Annotated in this window: 14 protein-coding genes and 1 pseudogene; 7 read left to right on the forward strand and 8 right to left on the reverse strand. The window is 64.0% G+C overall.

Translation table 11 applies throughout. The features are described 5' to 3' along the window. Positions 1-9: 9 nt before the first annotated feature. Together QM609_RS04765 and QM609_RS04770 are read right to left on the reverse strand one after the other, a co-directional pair. Positions 10-2,321 (reverse strand): annotated as a pseudogene (locus QM609_RS04765) (thiamine pyrophosphate-binding protein). Between the two features lie 292 nt (positions 2,322-2,613). Next, positions 2,614-2,934: a UBP-type zinc finger domain-containing protein gene (locus QM609_RS04770; protein WP_076948833.1), complete on the reverse strand. Its 321-nt coding sequence runs from the start codon at positions 2,932-2,934 to the stop codon at positions 2,614-2,616. A 26-nt stretch (positions 2,935-2,960) separates the two neighbouring features. Between QM609_RS04770 and QM609_RS04775 the strand changes: the two genes are divergently transcribed. The 6 genes from QM609_RS04775 to QM609_RS04800 all read left to right on the forward strand — a co-directional run bounded on the left by QM609_RS04775 (position 2,961) and on the right by QM609_RS04800 (position 10,612). Then, positions 2,961-4,556, forward strand: coding sequence for a Na+/H+ antiporter (locus tag QM609_RS04775; protein ID WP_050656378.1), 1,596 nt, complete (start codon positions 2,961-2,963; stop codon positions 4,554-4,556). Positions 4,557-4,738: 182 nt separating this feature from the next. Next, positions 4,739-6,358, forward strand: coding sequence for an ABC transporter substrate-binding protein (locus tag QM609_RS04780; RefSeq protein WP_003943605.1), 1,620 nt, complete (start codon positions 4,739-4,741; stop codon positions 6,356-6,358). Positions 6,359-6,485: 127 nt separating this feature from the next. Then, positions 6,486-7,442, forward strand: coding sequence for an ABC transporter permease (locus QM609_RS04785; protein ID WP_003943571.1), 957 nt, complete (start codon positions 6,486-6,488; stop codon positions 7,440-7,442). Continuing rightward, a complete protein-coding gene (locus QM609_RS04790) occupies positions 7,435-8,529 on the forward strand; it encodes an ABC transporter permease (protein ID WP_007735813.1) in 1,095 nt (364 codons plus the stop codon). The genes QM609_RS04785 and QM609_RS04790 overlap by 8 nt, the downstream gene beginning before the upstream one ends. Then, a complete protein-coding gene (locus tag QM609_RS04795; protein WP_021342346.1) occupies positions 8,526-9,623 on the forward strand; it encodes an ABC transporter ATP-binding protein in 1,098 nt (365 codons plus the stop codon). Before QM609_RS04790 ends, QM609_RS04795 begins: the two co-directional genes overlap by 4 nt. After that, positions 9,623-10,612, forward strand: coding sequence for an ABC transporter ATP-binding protein (locus QM609_RS04800; RefSeq protein WP_050656379.1), 990 nt, complete (start codon positions 9,623-9,625; stop codon positions 10,610-10,612). Before QM609_RS04795 ends, QM609_RS04800 begins: the two co-directional genes overlap by 1 nt. Here the strand turns inward: QM609_RS04800 and QM609_RS04805 are convergent, their stop codons facing one another. From QM609_RS04805 to lysX, 4 genes are all read right to left on the reverse strand, one after another. Next, positions 10,613-11,212, reverse strand: a complete 600-nt coding sequence (locus tag QM609_RS04805; RefSeq protein ID WP_003943544.1) for a histidine phosphatase family protein — start codon at positions 11,210-11,212, stop codon at positions 10,613-10,615. It lies immediately after the preceding gene. Between the two features lie 5 nt (positions 11,213-11,217). Beyond that, the gene (locus QM609_RS04810) at positions 11,218-12,627 is read right to left on the reverse strand and encodes a GGDEF domain-containing protein (RefSeq protein ID WP_003943555.1); all 1,410 of its coding nucleotides are present in this window, start codon (positions 12,625-12,627) and stop codon (positions 11,218-11,220) included. Positions 12,628-12,705: 78 nt separating this feature from the next. Next, positions 12,706-13,596: an alpha/beta fold hydrolase gene (locus tag QM609_RS04815; protein WP_082239123.1), complete on the reverse strand. Its 891-nt coding sequence runs from the start codon at positions 13,594-13,596 to the stop codon at positions 12,706-12,708. 13 nt (positions 13,597-13,609) lie between these two features. After that, the gene (lysX, locus tag QM609_RS04820) at positions 13,610-16,966 is read right to left on the reverse strand and encodes a bifunctional lysylphosphatidylglycerol synthetase/lysine--tRNA ligase LysX (protein ID WP_050656380.1); all 3,357 of its coding nucleotides are present in this window, start codon (positions 16,964-16,966) and stop codon (positions 13,610-13,612) included. A gap of 88 nt (positions 16,967-17,054) precedes the next feature. Between lysX and QM609_RS04825 the strand changes: the two genes are divergently transcribed. After that, complete coding sequence (locus tag QM609_RS04825) at positions 17,055-17,282, forward strand: RNA-binding S4 domain-containing protein (protein ID WP_003943569.1); 228 nt, start codon at positions 17,055-17,057, stop codon at positions 17,280-17,282. Positions 17,283-17,297: 15 nt separating this feature from the next. Here QM609_RS04825 and rraA read toward each other — a convergent pair whose 3' ends face one another. Beyond that, positions 17,298-17,774 carry a ribonuclease E activity regulator RraA gene (rraA, locus tag QM609_RS04830; protein WP_003943552.1) on the reverse strand — a complete coding sequence of 159 codons (477 nt, stop codon included), beginning with the start codon at positions 17,772-17,774 and terminating at the stop codon, positions 17,298-17,300. 29 nt (positions 17,775-17,803) lie between these two features. Continuing rightward, a complete protein-coding gene (locus tag QM609_RS04835; protein ID WP_003943532.1) occupies positions 17,804-18,427 on the reverse strand; it encodes a TetR/AcrR family transcriptional regulator in 624 nt (207 codons plus the stop codon). Positions 18,428-18,503 lie beyond the last annotated feature (76 nt).

Below are 18,503 nucleotides of genomic sequence, written 5' to 3' on the forward strand. Positions count from 1 at the left end.
TGGGATAGATCAAGAAGTGAGATCGAGGGCAGCGCGGACGATGCTGTCGGAGTCGAGGCCGTGGTATCGGTAGACGTCCTCGAGCGAACCGACCTGACCGAACCGGCTCACTCCGAGCGCAGCACCCGGAACGTTGTTGATTCCCGTCAGGAACGCGAGGGTGTGCGGGTGCCCGTCGAGAACGGTCACCATCGGCGCGGACCGGCTACTCGGAAAGACCTGATCCAGGATCCACGACGGACCGTCCGCGAGACCGCGCCGAGACTGGAGTGCTTCGAAGAGCAAGCCGGGGCTGGTCACGCAGACGACGTCGGCGGAAATGCCCTGCTCGCCCAGTCTTTCGGCTGCGACCAGTGTTTCGGTGACAGTGGCACCCATGCCGACCAGGGTGACGGCCGGATCAGGGTTGTGCCGCAGTGTGTACGCGCCGGCCACCACCTGACGTCGACGGCGTTCTCGCGCAGCCGGATCGGTCGGTACCGCGGCCAGGGCCTGATCGACCGGACGGGTCGACAGGCGCAGGTACGACGAGCTGCCGTCCGGTCGGCCCAGGCGTCCGATGCTGTCGAGGAGCGTCCACTCCACGTCGACGGCGAATGCCGGTTCGAAACTGGTGCAACCCGGCTGTTCCAGTCCGATGGACGGGGTCTTGATCGACTGGTGCGCACCACCTTCGGCGGCCAAGGTGACGCCCGACGGAGTGCCGACCATGATCGACTGTCCACCGGCGTAGATGCCGTACGACCACGGTTCGAGAGCCCGCTCGATGAAGGGGTCGTACATCACGCCGATAGGGAAGAGTGGCTGGCCCCAACGACTCCAGGTTGCACCGAGTTCGCCCATCAGTCCGACCAGGTTGGTCTCGGCGATACCGAGTTCCATGTGCTGACCGGTGGGCTTCTCACGCCAGTGCATGATCGTTTCGGCGTCGTCGGCAAACCAGTTGTGCCGCTCGTCGGGGGACCAGACCCCGACCTTGTTCAGCCAGCCTGCGAGGTTGGTGGTGGAACTGACGTCCGGGCTCAGTGTGACAACACGTTTCGCGGCGTCCGGCGCTTCGCGGCTCAGGTCGAGTAGTACCCGGCCGAGAGCTGCCTGAGTGGTGGACGTGCCGGAGGGCGTACGGCCGATGTCTTTCGGAACTGCCGGGGGCACCAGATGCTCCACCTTCGGGCGAGTCAGGCGCCCAGCGGTTTCGGCGCAGATGCGGCCGGACGGGCTGTCGGTCTCGAACCGTTCCCAGGGCTTCGACGGATCCATGCCGAGTTCCGCCGCCAGGTGCTCGAACTGCTCGGCGGTGAGCAGCGACGAGTGGTTCTGCGGATGACCCTGCGTCGGCAGACCCCGACCCTTGATCGTGTACGCGATGATCACGGTGGGACGGGTGTCGTCGATCTGTGCGTACGCCTCTCGCAGAGCGTCGAGGTCGTGGCCACCGAGATTGCGGATGGCCTCGAGCACCGTGGCGTCGTCGAGGTCGTCGATCAGCGCCGTGATCGCGTCGGCGTCCGCCGCGTCGCCGGGCAGTCTCAGACGTACCTCGTCGGCCGTGCATCGCAGCAGACGCTGATACTCCGGATTCGGCATGTCCAGGATTCGTTCGCGCAACGCGGTGCCGCCCGGCCGGGTGAACAGTGATTCCAGCAGCGCACCGACTTCACGGTGATGACCTGCCAGCCGGCACCCGAGAACATGCGCTCCAGGCGGGTTGCCGCGATGTTCGGCACCACCCGGTCGAGTGATTGGCGGTTGAGGTCGACTATCCACACGATCTCACCCAGTTCGGCAACCGAATGATCGAGAACTGCTTCCCACACAGCGCCCTCGTCGAGTTCGGCGTCACCGACCAGGGAGTACTGACGCCCGGTTCCGGCGCCGCCGAGGGAGGCGTCGACGTATCGGCGAGCGATGGCGCCCCAGATGGGAGCCGTCGCGCCGATGCCCACCGAACCGGTCGAATAATCCACCGGATCAGGATCTTTCGATCTACTCGGGTAGCTCTGCAGGCCCCCGAATTCGCGCAGAGTCGTCAGGTAGGACTCGTCGAGTTCACCGAGCAGATAGTTGATGCCGTGGAGCACCGGCGCCGCATGCGGCTTGACGGAAACCCGGTCGCCGGAACGAAGTTGGCCGAACCACAGGGACGTCATGATCGAGACCATCGACGCGCACGAGGCCTGATGGCCGCCGACCTTGAGCCCGCTGGGATTCGGACGGACACGGTTGGCGTGATGGATCATCGCGGTCGACAACCACAGAACGCGCTTCTCGATCTCCGCCAGTGACTCGGGAGCGTTCTGGTCGATGTTGGGGCTGTTCACGGCCGGTCCTGCCTTCAGTAGTGGACATCGATCACCGCACCGCCTGTACCCCAGATCGTGGGGCCGACGATGTGGTTGTGATGTTTGGCAGGACTTCCTGAGGCCGAACCGTTCGGTGCGGCAAAGTCCAGCCGCACCTGTCGATCTGTTGTGCAGATTCTGCGTCAAAGTCCATCATCGGCATACAGATTGAGCAATAGCTACCCGGTGGATTGAGCAATGTGCGCAACACCGAGGGCTGTGCGCCGTGACAGGTGGGCACTATGCGCAGTGCACTGCCAGTCGCGCGCGGTCAGTCCATCAGGTCGTGGACGTAGCACCAGCGCCAGGATTCGCCGGGCTCGTGTGAGCGCATGACCGGGTGCCCGGTTTCGCGGTAGTGGTTGGTGGCGTGCTGATGAGGGCTGGAATCGCAGCATCCGACGTGGCCGCAGGACAGGCACATGCGCAGGTGAGACCAGTTATCCTCACCCAACTCGGCGCACTCCTGGCAGACGCCGGGCGTCAGCGCCGCCGGGTCCGTTTCGGGCGCGTTGGTTAGTTCCTCGCAACCGGTGGGAGCGGGTGCGGGCTGCTGTGTGCGAGCTGTTGCTCGCTTCAGGATTTTCTTCATCGCCTTCCATACTGCATGCTGCCAGGGTGAACGGCATATTACTGGGGGTTGTAGTAGCGGCGTTGCTGGTGGCGGCGGTCGCGCGAAGGTTCGGGCTGTCTTCGCCGCTGATCCTCGTCCTGGTCGGTTTGATCGCCTGTCAGATACCGGGTGTTCCGGAATTGGAACTCGATCCCGACCTCGTCCTGTTCGTCGTGTTGCCTCCACTTCTGTACTCGGCAGCACTGGACAGTTCATACCTGGCTTTGCGCTCGAATCTGCGTCCGATCGGATTTCTCGCGGTGGGGCTTCCGCTGGCGACGACGGCTGCGGTGGGCTTTGTCGCCTTCCTGATCGTGCCGGAGTTCTCGATAGCGGCTGCTCTGGTTCTCGGCGCCATCGTGGCGCCGCCGGACGCGGTGTCCGCGAGCGCAATCGGACGCAAGCTCGGCCTGCCGCGCCGGATCATGACCCTGCTGGGCGGGGAGAGCCTGCTCAACGACGCCACCGCTCTGACGGCGTACAAGGTCGCTCTCGCGGCTGCCGTCGGTACGGGTGCGACGCTGATCGGCGGCTTCGAGACCTTCCTCGTCGCGGCGGTCGGTGGAACGGTGATCGGCCTCGCGGTGGGGTTCGTCATCTCGAAGGTTCGCGGCAAGCTCCAGGATCCGGTGATGGAGAGCGGAATCGGATTGGTGGTGCCGTTCTTCACCTACCTCGCTGCGGAAGAGGTCCACGCGTCGGGCGTCATCGCGGTCGTCGTAGCCGGATTGTTCCTCGGCCAGCGCTCCACCCGCGCGAGTTATGCGACGCGTTTGCAGGACACGGCAGTGTGGAGGGCCGTCGACCTGATCCTGGAGTCGTTCGTCTTCCTGTTGATCGGTCTCCAATTGCCCAGTGTCGTCAACGGATTGCAGGGGTACAGCACTTCGATCGTCGTCTGGGCGTCGGTTGCCGTTCTCGTGACCGTCGTGGTGGTCCGAATCGCCTGGGTGTTCCCGTTCACGTACGTACCGCGCTGGCTGTCGCCGCGTATTCGAGCGAGGGAGCCGGAGATTTCGGCGCGGGCGGTGTTCGTCGTGTCGTGGGCCGGTATGCGAGGGGTCGTGTCGCTGGCAGCTGCCTTCGCCATTCCGCTGACGGTCAACAGTGGGGAGGACTTCCCGGGCCGTTCGCTGATCCTCTTCCTGACGTTTGTCGTCGTGGTCGGCACACTGTTGCTGCACGGCCTGACGTTGCCGTGGGTGATCCGTGTCCTCGGCGTGCAGGGGGACGAAGAGCAGTCCGACGCCCGCGCCGAGGCGGCAGCCCAGGACAAGGCTGCACGGGCCGCTGCGGCGCGGCTGGACGAATTGGTCGGAGCCGACGCCGACGACGTCCCTCAGGTCCGCAATCGTGCCGCGGACATCTTGCGAAGCTGGAACACCCACCGCGCGAACTCGGCGTGGGAGCGACTGGGACGCAGCGACGAGGATCTGGGGGAGAGCCCGTCGAACGCCTTCCGCTCGCTGCGCCTCGAGATGATCGATGCCGAGCGAGGCGTCTTCATCGCCGAACGCGATGCCGGCCGGATCGACGACGAGGTCCTCCGGAAGGTGCTTCGCGAGCTCGATCTCGAGGAAGCGACGCTCGACCGGGACTAGACCGGCTGGTCTGCTGTCCACGAAGGTAACCGCTGGCCAGGGTCGGTTTACCTGACTGTTGAGGCCTGCAACTTAACCGATTCCACTGAGCGAGACTCGATCCAATTTTCTGTGCCTCCCATCACAGACTGTTTCGTGTTCAACATCACGTCACGGTCTTACCCCGCCTTGGAGGCATTCGAATGAGTCGTAGTTCCCGCCGCGGAAGTCGCAGATTGGCTGCGGCTGCGCTGGCGATCACCGCAAGTATGTTCCTGGCGTCGTGCGCCGACAACGGCTCGAGCAATGGCGGCGGCGAATCCGCTGATTCCGGTTCCTCGCTGAAGATCGGCATGGTCAACGAGCAGGCTGATCCCGGCACTCCCACCAAGGGCGGCACGCTGACGTTCAGCGGTTACTCGGCGGTCACGACTCTCGATCCCGCGAAGGCTCAGGTTGCCGGCGCCACCGGTGGCAGCGAGCTCAGCGCCATCTACGACGTGCTCATGCGTTACGACCCCATCGGGCAGAAGTTCGAGCCCAAGCTCGCTCAGTCGCTCGAAGCGAGTTCGGACAGCAAGACCTGGACGCTGAAGCTCCGCGACGGTGTGAAGTTCAGCGATGGTACAGCTCTCGACTCGAAGGCCGTCGCCGACAGCATCAACCGCTACGTCACCAACAAGGGACCTCAGTCGAGCCTGTGGGCTTCCAAGGTTGCCTCGATCGACACCCCCGACGCGACGACCGTGGTCTTCAACCTCGTTGATCCGTGGACAGGCATCCAGTCGATGCTCGCCACCGGACCCGGCATGATCGTCGCCCCGAGCGCCCAGCAGGGTGACCAGTTCACCCCGATCGGCGCCGGCGCCTTCACCCTCGAGAAGTTCGCTCCCAACGAGGAACTGCTGTTGGCTGCTCGCCCCGACTACTACGACGGCGCACCGAACATCGACAAGCTCAAGCTGATCAGCATCGTCGGAGCTCAGCCCACCGCCGAAGCACTCAAGACGGGCGGCATCGACGCCGCGTACATGCGTACGCTCACCCCGATCCTGGATCTGATCGAGTCGGGTTACCCCGGCTTCGTCGACATCCCGTCGCTCGGTTACATCGCCAACGTGAACATGGCCCCGGGCCGCCCGGGCTCGGATGTCCGTGTCCGCCAGGCGATGGCGCTGGCCGTCGATCCGGAGACGCTCAACACCCGCGTCAACAACGGCAAGGGACTGCCCGGCCAGGAGATCTTCCAGGACACCTCGCGCTGGCACAACGACGTCGCACCGATCGGCGTCGATCCCGCCAAGGCGAAGGAACTGCTCGATCAGGCCAAGGCCGACGGCTACGACGGAAAGATCACCTTCCTCTCCATCCAGGAACCGTCCGCACAGGCAACGGCTCTGGCCATCCAGGCGATGCTCAACGCAGTCGGCTTCGACGCTCAGATCGAATACGTCACCGGTGCAGGTGATCTGGTCAAGCGGATGTACGCCGATCACGACTACGACATGAGCACCGCAGCACTGAGCCTCGCCGAGGCCGATCCCTACGAGCGTCTGTACACGGGCATCAAGTCCGGTGGCCGTAACAACGCGACCGGCTACTCCGACGCCGAAATGGATGCTCTCTTGGACAAGTTGGGCGTCGCAACCACCGACGAGGACAAGAAGGCAGTCCTGGCACAGATCCAGGAACGCGCCAACGAGACCGTCCCGTGGCAGGTGTGGGGCAACGTCGCCGCACTCGACGTGTGGAACCAGAACGTTCACGGACTCGAGCAGAGCCTCGACGGAATCGTGCTCTTCGACGGAGCTTGGAAGTCCTAGAGAGCCTGAAGTTCACAGCCGGCCCCGCGCCCGTATTGCAGCGGATCGGGGCCGGCTGCGAACGAAGAAATGAAATCAGAGGAACTGCTGTGTATTGCGAGCTCGCTGTCCGAAGGAGACGAAATCGATGAACATCGGCGCAATAGGTAAGAAATTGGGCCAGCTCGTCATTGTGATCCTGATCGTCAGCTTCGGAACCTTCGTGCTGGCATCACTGATCCCCGGCGATCCCGCTGTCTCCGTTCTCGGTGAAGGCCGAACGCCTGCCGAGTACGAGGAAGTTCGGCAGCAGCTCGGACTCAACGATCCACTCCTGGTTCGCTATTGGGACTGGCTGACCAGCGCTCTCCAGGGCGACCTCGGCAACTCGCTCGTTCCCCCGCAGCAGGACGTCCTCACCGCGATCAGTTCCGCTCTCCCCGTCAGCGTTCAGTTGGCAGTGATGGGTCTGGTCATCGCACTCGTCGTCGCAGTTCCGCTCGCACTCTGGTCGGCGCACCACGAAGGCGGCGTCATCGACCGCGTCATCAGCGCCGCGACATTCGGTGTTCTTTCCGTCCCGAGCTTCCTCGCCGGTCTGTTGCTGATCATGGTCACCGTCAACTGGCTCGGCTGGTTCCCGCGATCACAGTGGGTGCGCATCGGCGACAGCCTCTCCGGAAACCTCTCACACGCAATACTTCCCGCGATCACCATCAGCCTCCTCGAGATGGCGATGTTCACTCGCGTTCTCCGATCCGACCTGGTGACGACGCTCCGTGAGGATTACATCCTCGCGTCGAAGGCCAAGGGAATGCCCACGCTGCGAGTGCTTTTCAGTGACGCGCTCCGCCCGTCGTCGTTCTCGCTCATCACGATGATGGGTCTGGCTCTCGGCGGCATGATCGGCAGCACCGTGATCGTCGAGACGCTGTTCTCGCTGCCCGGAATGGGCACGCTCATCGTCCGCGCAGCGCAGCAGGGTGATTCGCCGATGCTGCTCGGCGCGGTGGTCGTGATCGCGGTCATCTACGTCCTCGTCAACAGTGCGATCGATGTTCTGTACACCTATCTTGACCCGAGGAGTCGTCGTGTCCATGTCTGAAGTGACGCCAGACGGAGCGGCCCCGTCGCCGGCCCCGTCCGAGGTGATGACATACCGGCAGCAGACAGTCCTGCTGGCTCCCGGTCCCGTCGAGACGCTGGAACAGCCCAAGAATCTGGTCCTGATCGGATCGATTCTCACAGTGGTCGGCGTTGCGCTGCTCGGCACCGCACTCTTCGGTTCAGCGATCATGATGACCGTCCGCATCGTGCTCGCGCTCGTTGCCCTGGTTTTCCTCTTCAAGGGGCTCGGCAAACTCGGTACGTCCAAGTGGGGCAGTCAGTTCGATCTCTCGTACTGGTTGGCGTGCATCTGGCTGGTCGCGCTGATCCTGGCCGCGATCTTCGCGCCGCTGCTGCCGCTCGGTGAGTACAAGGACACGGTCAAGACCTTGGCCGAGCCGGGCTTCGCATCGCCGAGCCTGCTCTCCGATCATCCGTTGGGTACCAACAACTTCGGTCTCGACCTGCTCGCCCGCGCCCTGTTCGGTGCGCGCGCTTCCTTGACTGTCGCCATCTGCGCCGTGCTGATCGGCATGATCATCGGTGGCACCATCGGCGTCATGGCCGGCTATTTCCGTGGCAAGGTCGACGCCGTGGTCGGAATCCTGACCAACTCGCTGCTGGCCATTCCTTCTCTGGTGCTGCTCATCGCACTGGCCGCGGTGCTCACGTCGAACCTGCGCAACATCACCCTCGCACTGTCGATTCTCTGCATTCCCAGCATGGTTCGAATCGCCAGGGCAAACACCATCGTCGTCGCCCAACGGGAGTTCGTGCTTGCCGCGAGAGCCATGGGCGCCACCAAATGGCGCGTCATCTGGCGCGAGTTGGTTCCCAACGTCCTCGTTCCCGTCGCCGCGCTCGGCCTGGTGGCCGTCTCCGGCCTGATCGTCGCGGAAGCATCACTGAGCTTCCTCGGACTCGGTATCGCACAACCTGATCCGACCTGGGGCAACATGATTGCGGAAGGTCAGGGCGGGATCGTGGAGAAGCATCCGTTCATCGTCCTGGTACCAGGCGTCTTCCTCTTCCTGACGGTGTTCTCCTTCAACCTCATCGGCGAGAAGTATCGGAGTAAGCTGTGACCACTTCAGCTCAGCACGGCGTTCCGCTACTGCAGGCGGACAACATCAGAACCGTATTCGCCACTCCCCGTGGCCAGTTGCGAGCAGTCGACGGTGTCTCGATCCACGTCTCCGCCGGCGAGACTCTCGGCATCGTGGGTGAATCCGGTTCCGGCAAGTCGGTTCTCGGGCGCACCATCATGGGACTGCTCCAGAAGGGTCCGGCTCTCGACATCAGCGGGACGGTGACGTTTGCCGGCCGCGACATGTCGACGATGAAGAAGTCGGAGATGAAGCACTTCTGGGGACCCGAGATCGCCATGGTCTTCCAGGATCCGATGACCTCGCTCAATCCGTTCAAGCGCATCGGTACCCACATCACCGAATCCTTGAAGTTCCACCTGGGTCTGAAGAAGGACGCGGCGCGCGATCGCGCAGCGGAACTCCTGTCGATGGTGGGTATCCCCGAGCCCAAGCGTCGGCTCGACCAGTACCCCCACGAACTTTCGGGAGGTATGCGACAGCGTGTGGTCATCGCGATGGCGCTGGCCTGCGAGCCGAAACTGCTGATCGCCGACGAGCCGACCACCGCTCTCGACGTGACGGTGCAGAAGCAGATTCTCGATCTGCTCGCCTCACTGAATGACAAGCTCAACATGGCCGTCATCCTGATCAGCCACGACCTCGGTGTGGTCTCGGGGCGATCGGACCGTGTCGCCGTCATGTACGCCGGTTCCGTCGTGGAAACGTCGGCAACCGAAGAGTTGTTCACTCGTCCTCGCCACCCGTACACCGAAGCGCTGATGGCCGCGATTCCGCGACTCGAATCACCGACGCACACAGTGCTGCAAACAATTCCGGGTGGGCTCCCGGACATGACGAAGCCGATCACCGGTTGCCGCTTCGCCGCTCGCTGCCGGTACGCCCAGGACGACTGCCTGACCGGCGACCCGGCCCTGGCTCCCGGCGGACCGGGGGACAACACAACCGAAAGCCACACGTTCGCGTGCCACTACCCGGTCGACACCCCCGAAGGCACAACGGCATTGGTCGCCAACGAGAAGGCCGGCACTACCGCAGCGGGCCTGACGCTCGCGGTGAAGGAGATGGTCTGATGACTGCATCAGTGGATACCAGGAAGTCCGAGACGGTGGACGCGGCCCTGACGGTCGAGGACTTGGTCGTCGAATTCAACGTCGGCAAGGGCCAGACCGTTCACGCCGTGTCCGGGATCAGCTTCACCGTCGCTCCGGGCGAAACCTTGGGCGTGGTCGGTGAATCCGGCTGTGGCAAGTCCACGGCGGGCCGGGCGATCATGCAGTTGCCCTCACCGACCTCGGGCTCGATCCGCCTCGGAGAGACGGAAATGACGGCACTGGGCGCGGAAGAATTGCGTCGCAGCCGCACTCAGTTGCAGATGATCTTTCAGGATCCCATCTCCTCCCTGAATCCCCGTCGCAAGGTCAAGGCTCTCATCACCGAGGGTCCGTCGATCTGGGGTGGAAAAGACAAGGCTGCCATCGAAGCTCGGGCGCGCGAGGTTCTTGCCGAGGTCGGTCTGGACCCGGACATGGTGTGGGATCGAACCCCACGCGAACTCTCGGGTGGTCAGTGCCAGCGCGTGTGCATCGCCCGCGCATTGATGCTCGACCCCAAGGTCCTGATCTGTGACGAGCCGGTCTCGAGCCTCGACGTGTCCGTGCAGGCGCAGATTCTGAACCTGCTCGAGGACGCGAAGAAGCGTCACGGGCTGTCTTTGCTGTTCATCGCGCACAACATGGCCGTCGTGAAGAACATCAGTGACCGCGTGATGATCATGTACTTGGGTCGCGTCTGCGAAATCGTTCCCGCAGAAGACATGCAGAACCGCGCGCTGCACCCGTACACGCAGCTACTGCTGGCGTCGATTCCCGATCCCGACGCCACCGTCACCGCGGCGCAGAACGTCGAGCAGAAGGTCATCGAACTGCCCTCGCCGCTCAATCCGCCCAGTGGCTGCCGCTTCCGCACGCGGTGCCCGCTGGCTACTGATCTCTGCGCCGAGGAAGTTCCCGAGCTGCGTCTCGTCGAGGGCGGCCATCAGGTGGCGTGCCACAACGTGTGACTACACGCGAAGCATGTTGCGTACGTGACCGGTTTCGTTGATCGACCCGACCCTGCGGCTTCCGTTTCGCGACACGAGAATGCGCGTGACGGACACGTACTCGATCGGGAAGGTCAACGGGCGCTCCAGTCCGAGCAGTTCCTGCAGAACGATGTTGACGACGCCGCCGTGGCAGAAGATCGCCACGGTGGCGTCGTTGTCCGTTGCCGCGACGATCTCGTCGATCGCACCGAGGACTCGCGCACGAAAGGCGTCGCCGTCCACCGACTCGGGGAGCCAGCCGGCTTTGATTCGCGCATAGGTTTCCGGCGCCCGCTCCAGGACCTCGTGCATCGGGATGTAGTGCGGCTGCTCGTAGTCGTATTCCGCCAGACCCTCGCGCTGGGTGACCGGAAGGCCCAATATCTGCGCTACCGGGGCTGCGGTCTCGAGTGCGCGCTTTTGCGGGCTGCTGAAGAGCCCGGTGATCCGGTACGGCGCCAGTGCTGCGGGCAGCCGTAGTGCCTGGGCACGACCTTCGTCGGTCAGCGAGGGATCTGCGCGGCCTTCGGTGACCTCGGCCAGTTCGGGGAGCGCGTGTCGGATCAGGAGTAGTTGCACCTACGTCACCTTGCCATGTAGAGATCGAACGCCACCACGAGGTTTCGGCCGTCGCGTTTTGCCTGGTACATCGCGTTGTCGGCGATATCGAGCAGAGTCTCCATGCCCGGCATCGCGCGATCGGCCCAGGCGACGCCGATACTGACCGTTCCCGCGAAACCGCGAATGGATCGCGCGTGGGCCTCTTGCGCCTCTCTGATGCGCTCCGCGAGCTGGATGGCTTCCTCGAAGGTGCAGTCGGCGGCGGCGACGGCAAATTCTTCACCACCCAGTCGGCCGGAGAGTCCCAGTCCTTCGGTAGCGGCGAGGAGGGTGTTTCCGAACTGTTCGAGGACCGAATCGCCGGTGAGGTGGCCGAGGTTGTCGTTGATCGATTTGAAGTGGTCGAGATCGAGCATCATGACGGCGATCGGTCGTTGTGCCGCGTGCTGGGCGTCGAGGAGTTCCTGCGATTGGGTCCAGAACGCGTGGCGACTCAGCGTTCCGGTGAGGGCGTCGCATTCGGCGATGCGTTGGAGTTCTCGCTCAGCGCGCCGCTGTGCGCCAGTGGCGACGGCTACGGCGATGGGGGAGAGTGCCATCAAGATGACGGAGATCCGGGTGGTCACCCCCTCACTGAGTAGGTGCACCGGATCTGCCAGCGCCAGACGTCCCTTACCCGCCATGACCAGTGCCCACGCGCTCCATCCGGCTGCCAGGAGCGAGGTGCTGAACAGTGAGACACGCATTGCGCACCACAGGAGCGCCGGCATCGGCAGCAGCAGCGCAAGGGCTCCCTGGACCTCCAGGGCGAGTGGCAGACAGGCCAGGAGAGCGGCCAGAGGTGCCAGGATCTGTGCGAGCCGCCTCAAGCGCAGACTCTGCCGCACGGACGGCCCGCAGGTTCTTCGAATGTGTTCGAGCGTCGGTGCCGACAGAACGATCGGCAGCACGATCAGATACGTACACAGATCGGCGAAGAACCACCCCACCAATTCCGTTGCCGCACCGCTTCCTTCGTGGAGTTGAGTGCGTAGTGCGCTGGCGGACCCGGCCGTGAACGACGCCAGAACCGAGATGAGGAAGATTCTGGCCGTGTACTTCGTCTCGGAGATTCGCCGTGGAAAGCAGCCGAGCAAGTTCGCGGCGATCAATCCTGTCGTGACGCCGACCAGATTGATCGCATTCAGTTCGAAGGCCCTCTGCACGGGGCTTCCGGTCGCAAGATCCGCCGTCAGCAGCGCGGCGCCGCCGACAGCGAGTCCGATCGGCGCAAACGAGCGCGGGTTACGGAGGAGAATGCCCAGAAGGATCGCGTTGGCGGGCCAGAAGGTCGACAGAAAACCGGGCGGACGGGCGGCGATGCCCGCCAGGGCGACAACGAGGATCGCCACGAAAATCAGGCACGAGCGCACCCGACGTGTCGAACGGTCCATGGTCAGCCTGTCGTAGAAAGCAGAAGCTGTCCGAGACTAGCAATGATCCGGCTACTGTCCGAGTTGTAACTTTAAGTGTCATCCCCGACGGTTCGGCTGCGTGAGGCGCCGAATCAAGTTCGCCAACTCCTCGGGCTGATCGATCATCGCGTGGTGATGCGCCGGGCGCAGGACGTGAAAACTCCCGCCGAGGTAGGTGGCGAGTTTCTGCTGCTTTGCCATCCAGGCGATGGACCAGGGAGTGGTGTGGCCAGTGTGTGCAGCGACGACGCTGAGGTCGATGTCGGGCAGTGGATGCTTGCTCGAGCGTCGTAAAGCGGTGAGCTCCAGCGCCATATCGGTGTACGCGACGTATTCGATCATCGCCGCTTCCAGATAATGAGGCTCGCGGTAGATCTTCCGGACCCATTCGAGAGTGGCTTCGGACGACCCGCTCGGCGGCACGGACTGGTTGAGGATCTTGCGCGTCGTCGTACCGAGGAGTCGTTGGAGCCCGGTGGTGCTGAACGAAGCCGCGGCGGCTCGGGAGGCGATCAGCAGCAGGTCGCGGGGGAACAGACGTTTCGGCTCCTTCTCGGCACTGGAATCGAGGAGGAGCATCCCCGCCGCCCGGTCGGGGAACAGGCGCGCGAAGCCTTCGACGTAGAAGCCGGCGATGGAGTGGCCGACCACCACGGCCGGACCACTCAGTCCCAGAGTGTCGAGCACGTCGCGGATCCGCTCAGCTTCGCCGCGGACGGTCGGAACTTCGGAAGACGGCTCGCTGAGCCCGAAGCCCGGGCGATCGAAGCGGACGACGGTGTGGTCCGACTGAAGATGACGCGCGCAGTCATCCCAGTCGAACCAATTGCCCGCCAGCCCGCCGCACAGGACGACGACGGGGCCGTCGCCCTCGGCAAGAACATGCAGTCGGCTCTCGCCGACCTGCAATATCTCGCCCGGTGGTTTCACGTGGAACAATTCCGGCACGCGAGAATCCGGACTACTGACGCGGTTTCGCGAGGGGGAAGGCCAGCGTCTCGCGGATGCTGCCACCCGTGATCAGCATGACGATTCGGTCGACGCCCATCCCGAGACCACCCGTCGGCGGCATCGCGTGTTCGAGGGCTTGGAGGAAGTCTTCGTCCAATTCCATCGCTTCCGGGTCGCCGCCGGCCGCGAGCATCGACTGCTCGGTGAGCCGGTTGCGCTGATCCACAGGGTCGGTCAGCTCGCTGTATGCGGTTCCGAGTTCGACGCCCCACGCCACCAGGTCCCACTTCTCGGCGACGCCGGGGATGCTGCGGTGCGGCCGGGTGAGCGGCGACATCGAGGTGGGGAAGTTGGTGTAGAACGTCGGGAACTCCGTGTAGTCCTCGACCAGGTGCTCGTACATTTCCTGCGCGATGGCGCCGGTATCCCAGCTGGACTGGTACGGGATCTCGTTGGCGTCGCACAACTTCTGCAGGTCTTCGAGACTTGTCTCGGGGGAGACGTCGACACCAAGTTTTTCGGCGACGGCGCCGTGCATCGTCTTCACCGGCCACTCACCGGAGATGTCGACCTCGACCAGTTCGCCGTCCGGGCCGGGACGCATGATGATCTCGCGACCGAATGCTGCGACGGCCGCCGCCTGGATCAGCTCGCGGCACATCCGCATCATGCCCTCGTAGTCGCTGTGGGCTTCGTATGCCTCGAGGATCGTGAACTCGGGATTGTGTTTGAAGTCGACGCCCTCGTTGCGGAACACGCGGCCGATCTCGAACACCTTCTCCATACCGGCGACGCACAACCGCTTCAGGTACAGCTCGGGTGCGATGCGGAGATAGAGGTCGAGGTTGTACGCGTTGATGTGTGTCAGGAACGGAGCGGCATTCGCGCCGCCATGCACCTGCTGCAGAATCGGGGTCTCGACTTCGAGGTATCCGCGACCACCGAGTGAATCGCGCAGCGACTTCACGACGGCGCTTCGGGCCTCGAGCAGTTCGCGGGCCTTCGGGTTGAGGGCGATGTCGAGGTACCGCTGGCGGACGCGGGTCTCGGGATCCGAGAGGCCCTTCCACTTGTCCGGCAGCGGGTGCAGGCACTTGCCGTTCATGCGCCACTCGACGGCAATGAGCGACAGCTCGCCCTTGCGGCTGCGCCCGATGGTTCCGCTGACTTCGATCAGGTCACCGAGATCGAACTCGGCAGCGAACTCCGCCAGCTTCTCGCGGCCGACGTTGTCCTGGTCGACCAGGACCTGAATGTCGCCGGACCAGTCGCGCACGTCCGTGAACACCACTCCGCCGTAGTCGCGGACCCGCAGGAGGCGTCCCGCGATTCGCACGCGGGTGCCCTCCGGTGACTTCGCTGCGGCCGCGATCGTGTGCGTCGGTGGATAGGCGACGGGGTAGGCGGCGATCCCTTCGTCGGCCAGTTGCGCGAGCTTGTTCATGCGCACGCGGACCTGCTCGGGTCGACGCGGACCGTTGGTCGTGAACGTCGGCGCCGAGTCCGGCGGGCTGCCGTCGGCATGCAGTCCTTCGGAAGTCACCAGAGCTGCCGGCACCGCCGCATGCGTACCGGTGTGCTTGACGACCTGGCTGGACTTGCGCCCGAAACTGGGCAGCACCACAAAGCCTTCGGCGATGGCCGACGCGAATCCGACGCGCGGCAGTTCGCGGTTGTCCTCGAAGCAGAGGAAGCGCGGCGCCCAATCCGGCTGGTATTTCACGTTCGAGCGGTACAGCGCTTCGAGCTGCCACCAGCGGGAGAAGAAGACGAGCACCGAGCGCCAGATGCGGAGGATCGGGCCCGCACCGATGCGCGAACCTTCCTCGAACACCGAGCGGAACACGGCGAAGTTGAGCGAGACTCGCACGACGCCGATCTCGTCTGAACGTGTGGCCAACTCCGAGACCATCAATTCGACGACACCGTTGGGCGCCGTCGGCTTACGGCGCATCAGGTCGAGCGAAACACCGTTCGGTCCCCACGGCACGAGCGAGAGCATGCCGACGACGCTTTCGTCCTCGGTGCCTTCACCCATGACGGCTTCGACGAGGAGGCAGTCGCCGTCGAGGTGATCGCCCAGTCGGCCGAGCGCCATGGAGAAGCCGCGCTCGGTGTCGGTGTCGCGCCAGTCGTCGGCGCGGATGATGACGGCCGCCATGTCCTCCGGCGGGACGTCGCGATGGCGTCGCATCCGCACGGTGACGCCGTGACGCCTGACGCGGGTGACCGCCTGGCGCACCGGGCGCATGTCGCGTCCGTTGAGATTGAACTCGCGGGTGCGCAGGATCGCTTCGTCGCCGAGCTGCAGGACGCTCAGGCCCGCCTTCTTGTATGCCGTCGCCCCGGTTTCGCTGGCGCCCATGACGGCCGTCGCCCAGCCGTACTGCGATGCGAGCCCCTGCCACGCTTCGATGGCGTGCGGCCAGGCTTCGGGATCACCGATGGGATCACCACTGGCGAGGCAGACGCCGATCTCGACGCGGTACGTGATCGCGGCCTTGCCGCTCGGCGCGAAGATGACCGCCTTGTCGCGGCGGGTGGCGAAGTAAGCGAGAGAGTCGTCGGCACCGAAGTTCTGGATCAACCCGCGGATCGCGGACTCGTCGTTTCCGGTGAGCGCGTTGTTGGAGCGTTGCGCGCGGAAGAGCGTCATGACGGCGGCGAGGAGCGCGATGGCACCGAGGAGACCGAGGACCGTGTTGACGAAGACACGCGGGTGGCCGTCGAACACCTCGTTGTCGACCGAAGCTGCAGCGGTGACGCGGTTCAGGGCCCAGAGGAATCGCTGGTTCTGCGGTAGGTCACCTGGGAAGAGTTCGACAAGGCCCCAACCGATCACGGTCGCTACAGCCATGCCGCCGATCAGCACGCCGAGTGCTTTCCAGCCGGCGCCGCGCCGTACGCGTGTGTAGAACTCGGGCCTCGCCGCGATGAGGATTCCGATCACGACAAGCAGAACGACAACCGCCACGGCGTTGTTCGGGTTCTTGTCGACGATCGCGGAGGCGATGTTGGTGAGGGTGATCAGTGACAGGTAGATCGTCAACAGCCACCAGGCGATGCGCTTGCGGCTCGCGAGGGCGGCGGCGAGCAGGGCGACGACGAGCGCCCACGACAGGCTCGTATCCGGTGCGTCGAAGTAGTAGCTGTCGATGTATTCGCGTGGGACGCGGAGGATGTGCCGCAGTACCGGCGAGATGCTCCACAGGAACACCAGTACGGAGAAGACTCCGAGGATCAGTCCCGAGATATGGGGAACCTGGCTGAACCGCCCTTTGCGGAATCGACGCGCCTGGCGCGGATTTTCGGGTGGCGATTCCACCAACTCTGCAGTGGTGTCCGATACCTCGGTCAATGGTGCCATCGAGCTTCCTCTCCTACCGGTCGATCAGATCCTCACGCTAAGTGTGGTCTGTCGTGTCCAGTTTTGTGGGAGGAGGAAGATGATTGACATGACCGACAACATTCCAGCAGTACCCATCCGCGACGAAATGATTCGGCTCGGTCAGTTTCTCAAGCTCGCGAACCTCATCGAATCGGGCGCGGAGGCGAAGGAAGTGATCGCCGACGGCATGGTTTCGGTCAACGGTGAGGTCGAGGATCGTCGGGGCCGTCAGCTTCGTGACGGCGATGTCGTCGAGATCGGCGGGATGGCCGCCAAAGTGGAAGCCCCCGCCTGATCCCGCGACTTCTGACTAGCTTTCGCGAACGACGACGCCGTCCTGGTCGCTGTAAACGATCTCGCCGGGGTTGAAGGTGACTCCGCCGATTTCGATCGGCACGTTCTTCTCGCCCGAACCGGTTTGCGTGCTCTTGCGCGGGTTGGTGCCCAAAGCCTTGACGCCGATGTCGAGGGTGCGCAGGATCGCGGAGTCGCGGACGGCTCCGTTGACGATGACGCCGGCCCAGCCGTTGTCGACGCCGCGGCCGGCAATGATGTCGCCGACCAGGGCGGTGTGGATGCTCGCGTCACCGTCGACGACGAGGACTCCGCCGTTGCCCGGTTCGCTGAGGGTCTGCTTCACGAGCAGGTTGTCCTGGAAGCACTTGATGGTGGTGATGGGGCCGGCAAACACTTCACGTCCACCGAACTGGGTGAACTGCGTGTCGCAGCTACGGATGTCGGGTCCGATCTCGTCGGCAAGGTCAGCGGTCGCTACAGGCTCGGTCATGCCCACAGGATAGTCGGCGGGGTTGGCGCCTAGTTGTCGTCGGGGAGTATGCCGTTCAGCACTATGTCGGCAAGAGAATCGGCAAACGGTCCCGGGTCCGAGACGTCACGAACCGACAGCGCGAAGATGGCCGCGCCCGCCATGATGTCGAGAAGAGCGTCGGCGTCGACGCCGCTTCGGATGTCGCCGCGCTCTCTCGCCGCCTCGAGTCGACGGTTCAGCTCGACGCGGACTCCGGCCAGTTGCCGCACCACGAGAACGTCGCGTAATTCCGCGTTTGTTCGCACTTCGCTCATCAATCCGGGAGCAGCGGCTCGTGTGGCGGGAGCTGCGAACAGAGCAACCGCGCCGTGCACCAGCGCGCGGATCTGATCCGTGATCGTGCCCTCGGTGCCGAGTTCGGTGTCGATGTCCGCGCCCTGTTCGACGTCGAGTACGGGGTAGATCGCGTCGTTGACGATGTGTGCCTTCGACGGCCACCGACGGTAGATGGCTGGACGTCCTACTCCCGCACGCGTGGCTATGGCGTCGATGGACGTGCCCGCGTACCCCTTTTCTTCCAACAGTTGCCTGGTCGCGTCCAGTACTGCGTCGTCGATTGCAGGGTTTCGCTGCGGGCCCAGGCGGTGCTGAGTTTCGGAATCTTTGGACATTTTGGGCAAATCCCTTGCGGTATCGCTGTGATGGCCGTTACATTCTGTCACGGCTTTAGTCGATACATATTGTATC

This window comes from Rhodococcus sp. IEGM 1302 (assembly GCF_030056935.1).
GTDB lineage: Bacteria > Actinomycetota > Actinomycetes > Mycobacteriales > Mycobacteriaceae > Rhodococcus_F > Rhodococcus_F qingshengii.

Coding starts and splice junctions, on each gene's coding strand:
- QM609_RS04780 (WP_003943605.1), top strand. CDS start 4,739: ATGAGTCGTAGTTCCCGCCGCGGAAGTCGCAGATTGGCTGCGGCTGCG.
- QM609_RS04800 (WP_050656379.1), top strand. CDS start 9,623: ATGACTGCATCAGTGGATACCAGGAAGTCCGAGACGGTGGACGCGGCC.
- rraA (WP_003943552.1), bottom strand. CDS start 17,774: ATGACCGAGCCTGTAGCGACCGCTGACCTTGCCGACGAGATCGGACCC.
- QM609_RS04790 (WP_007735813.1), top strand. CDS start 7,435: ATGTCTGAAGTGACGCCAGACGGAGCGGCCCCGTCGCCGGCCCCGTCC.
- QM609_RS04785 (WP_003943571.1), top strand. CDS start 6,486: ATGAACATCGGCGCAATAGGTAAGAAATTGGGCCAGCTCGTCATTGTG.
- lysX (WP_050656380.1), bottom strand. CDS start 16,966: ATGGCACCATTGACCGAGGTATCGGACACCACTGCAGAGTTGGTGGAA.
- QM609_RS04835 (WP_003943532.1), bottom strand. CDS start 18,427: ATGTCCAAAGATTCCGAAACTCAGCACCGCCTGGGCCCGCAGCGAAAC.
- QM609_RS04825 (WP_003943569.1), top strand. CDS start 17,055: ATGACCGACAACATTCCAGCAGTACCCATCCGCGACGAAATGATTCGG.
- QM609_RS04770 (WP_076948833.1), bottom strand. CDS start 2,934: ATGAAGAAAATCCTGAAGCGAGCAACAGCTCGCACACAGCAGCCCGCA.
- QM609_RS04810 (WP_003943555.1), bottom strand. CDS start 12,627: ATGGACCGTTCGACACGTCGGGTGCGCTCGTGCCTGATTTTCGTGGCG.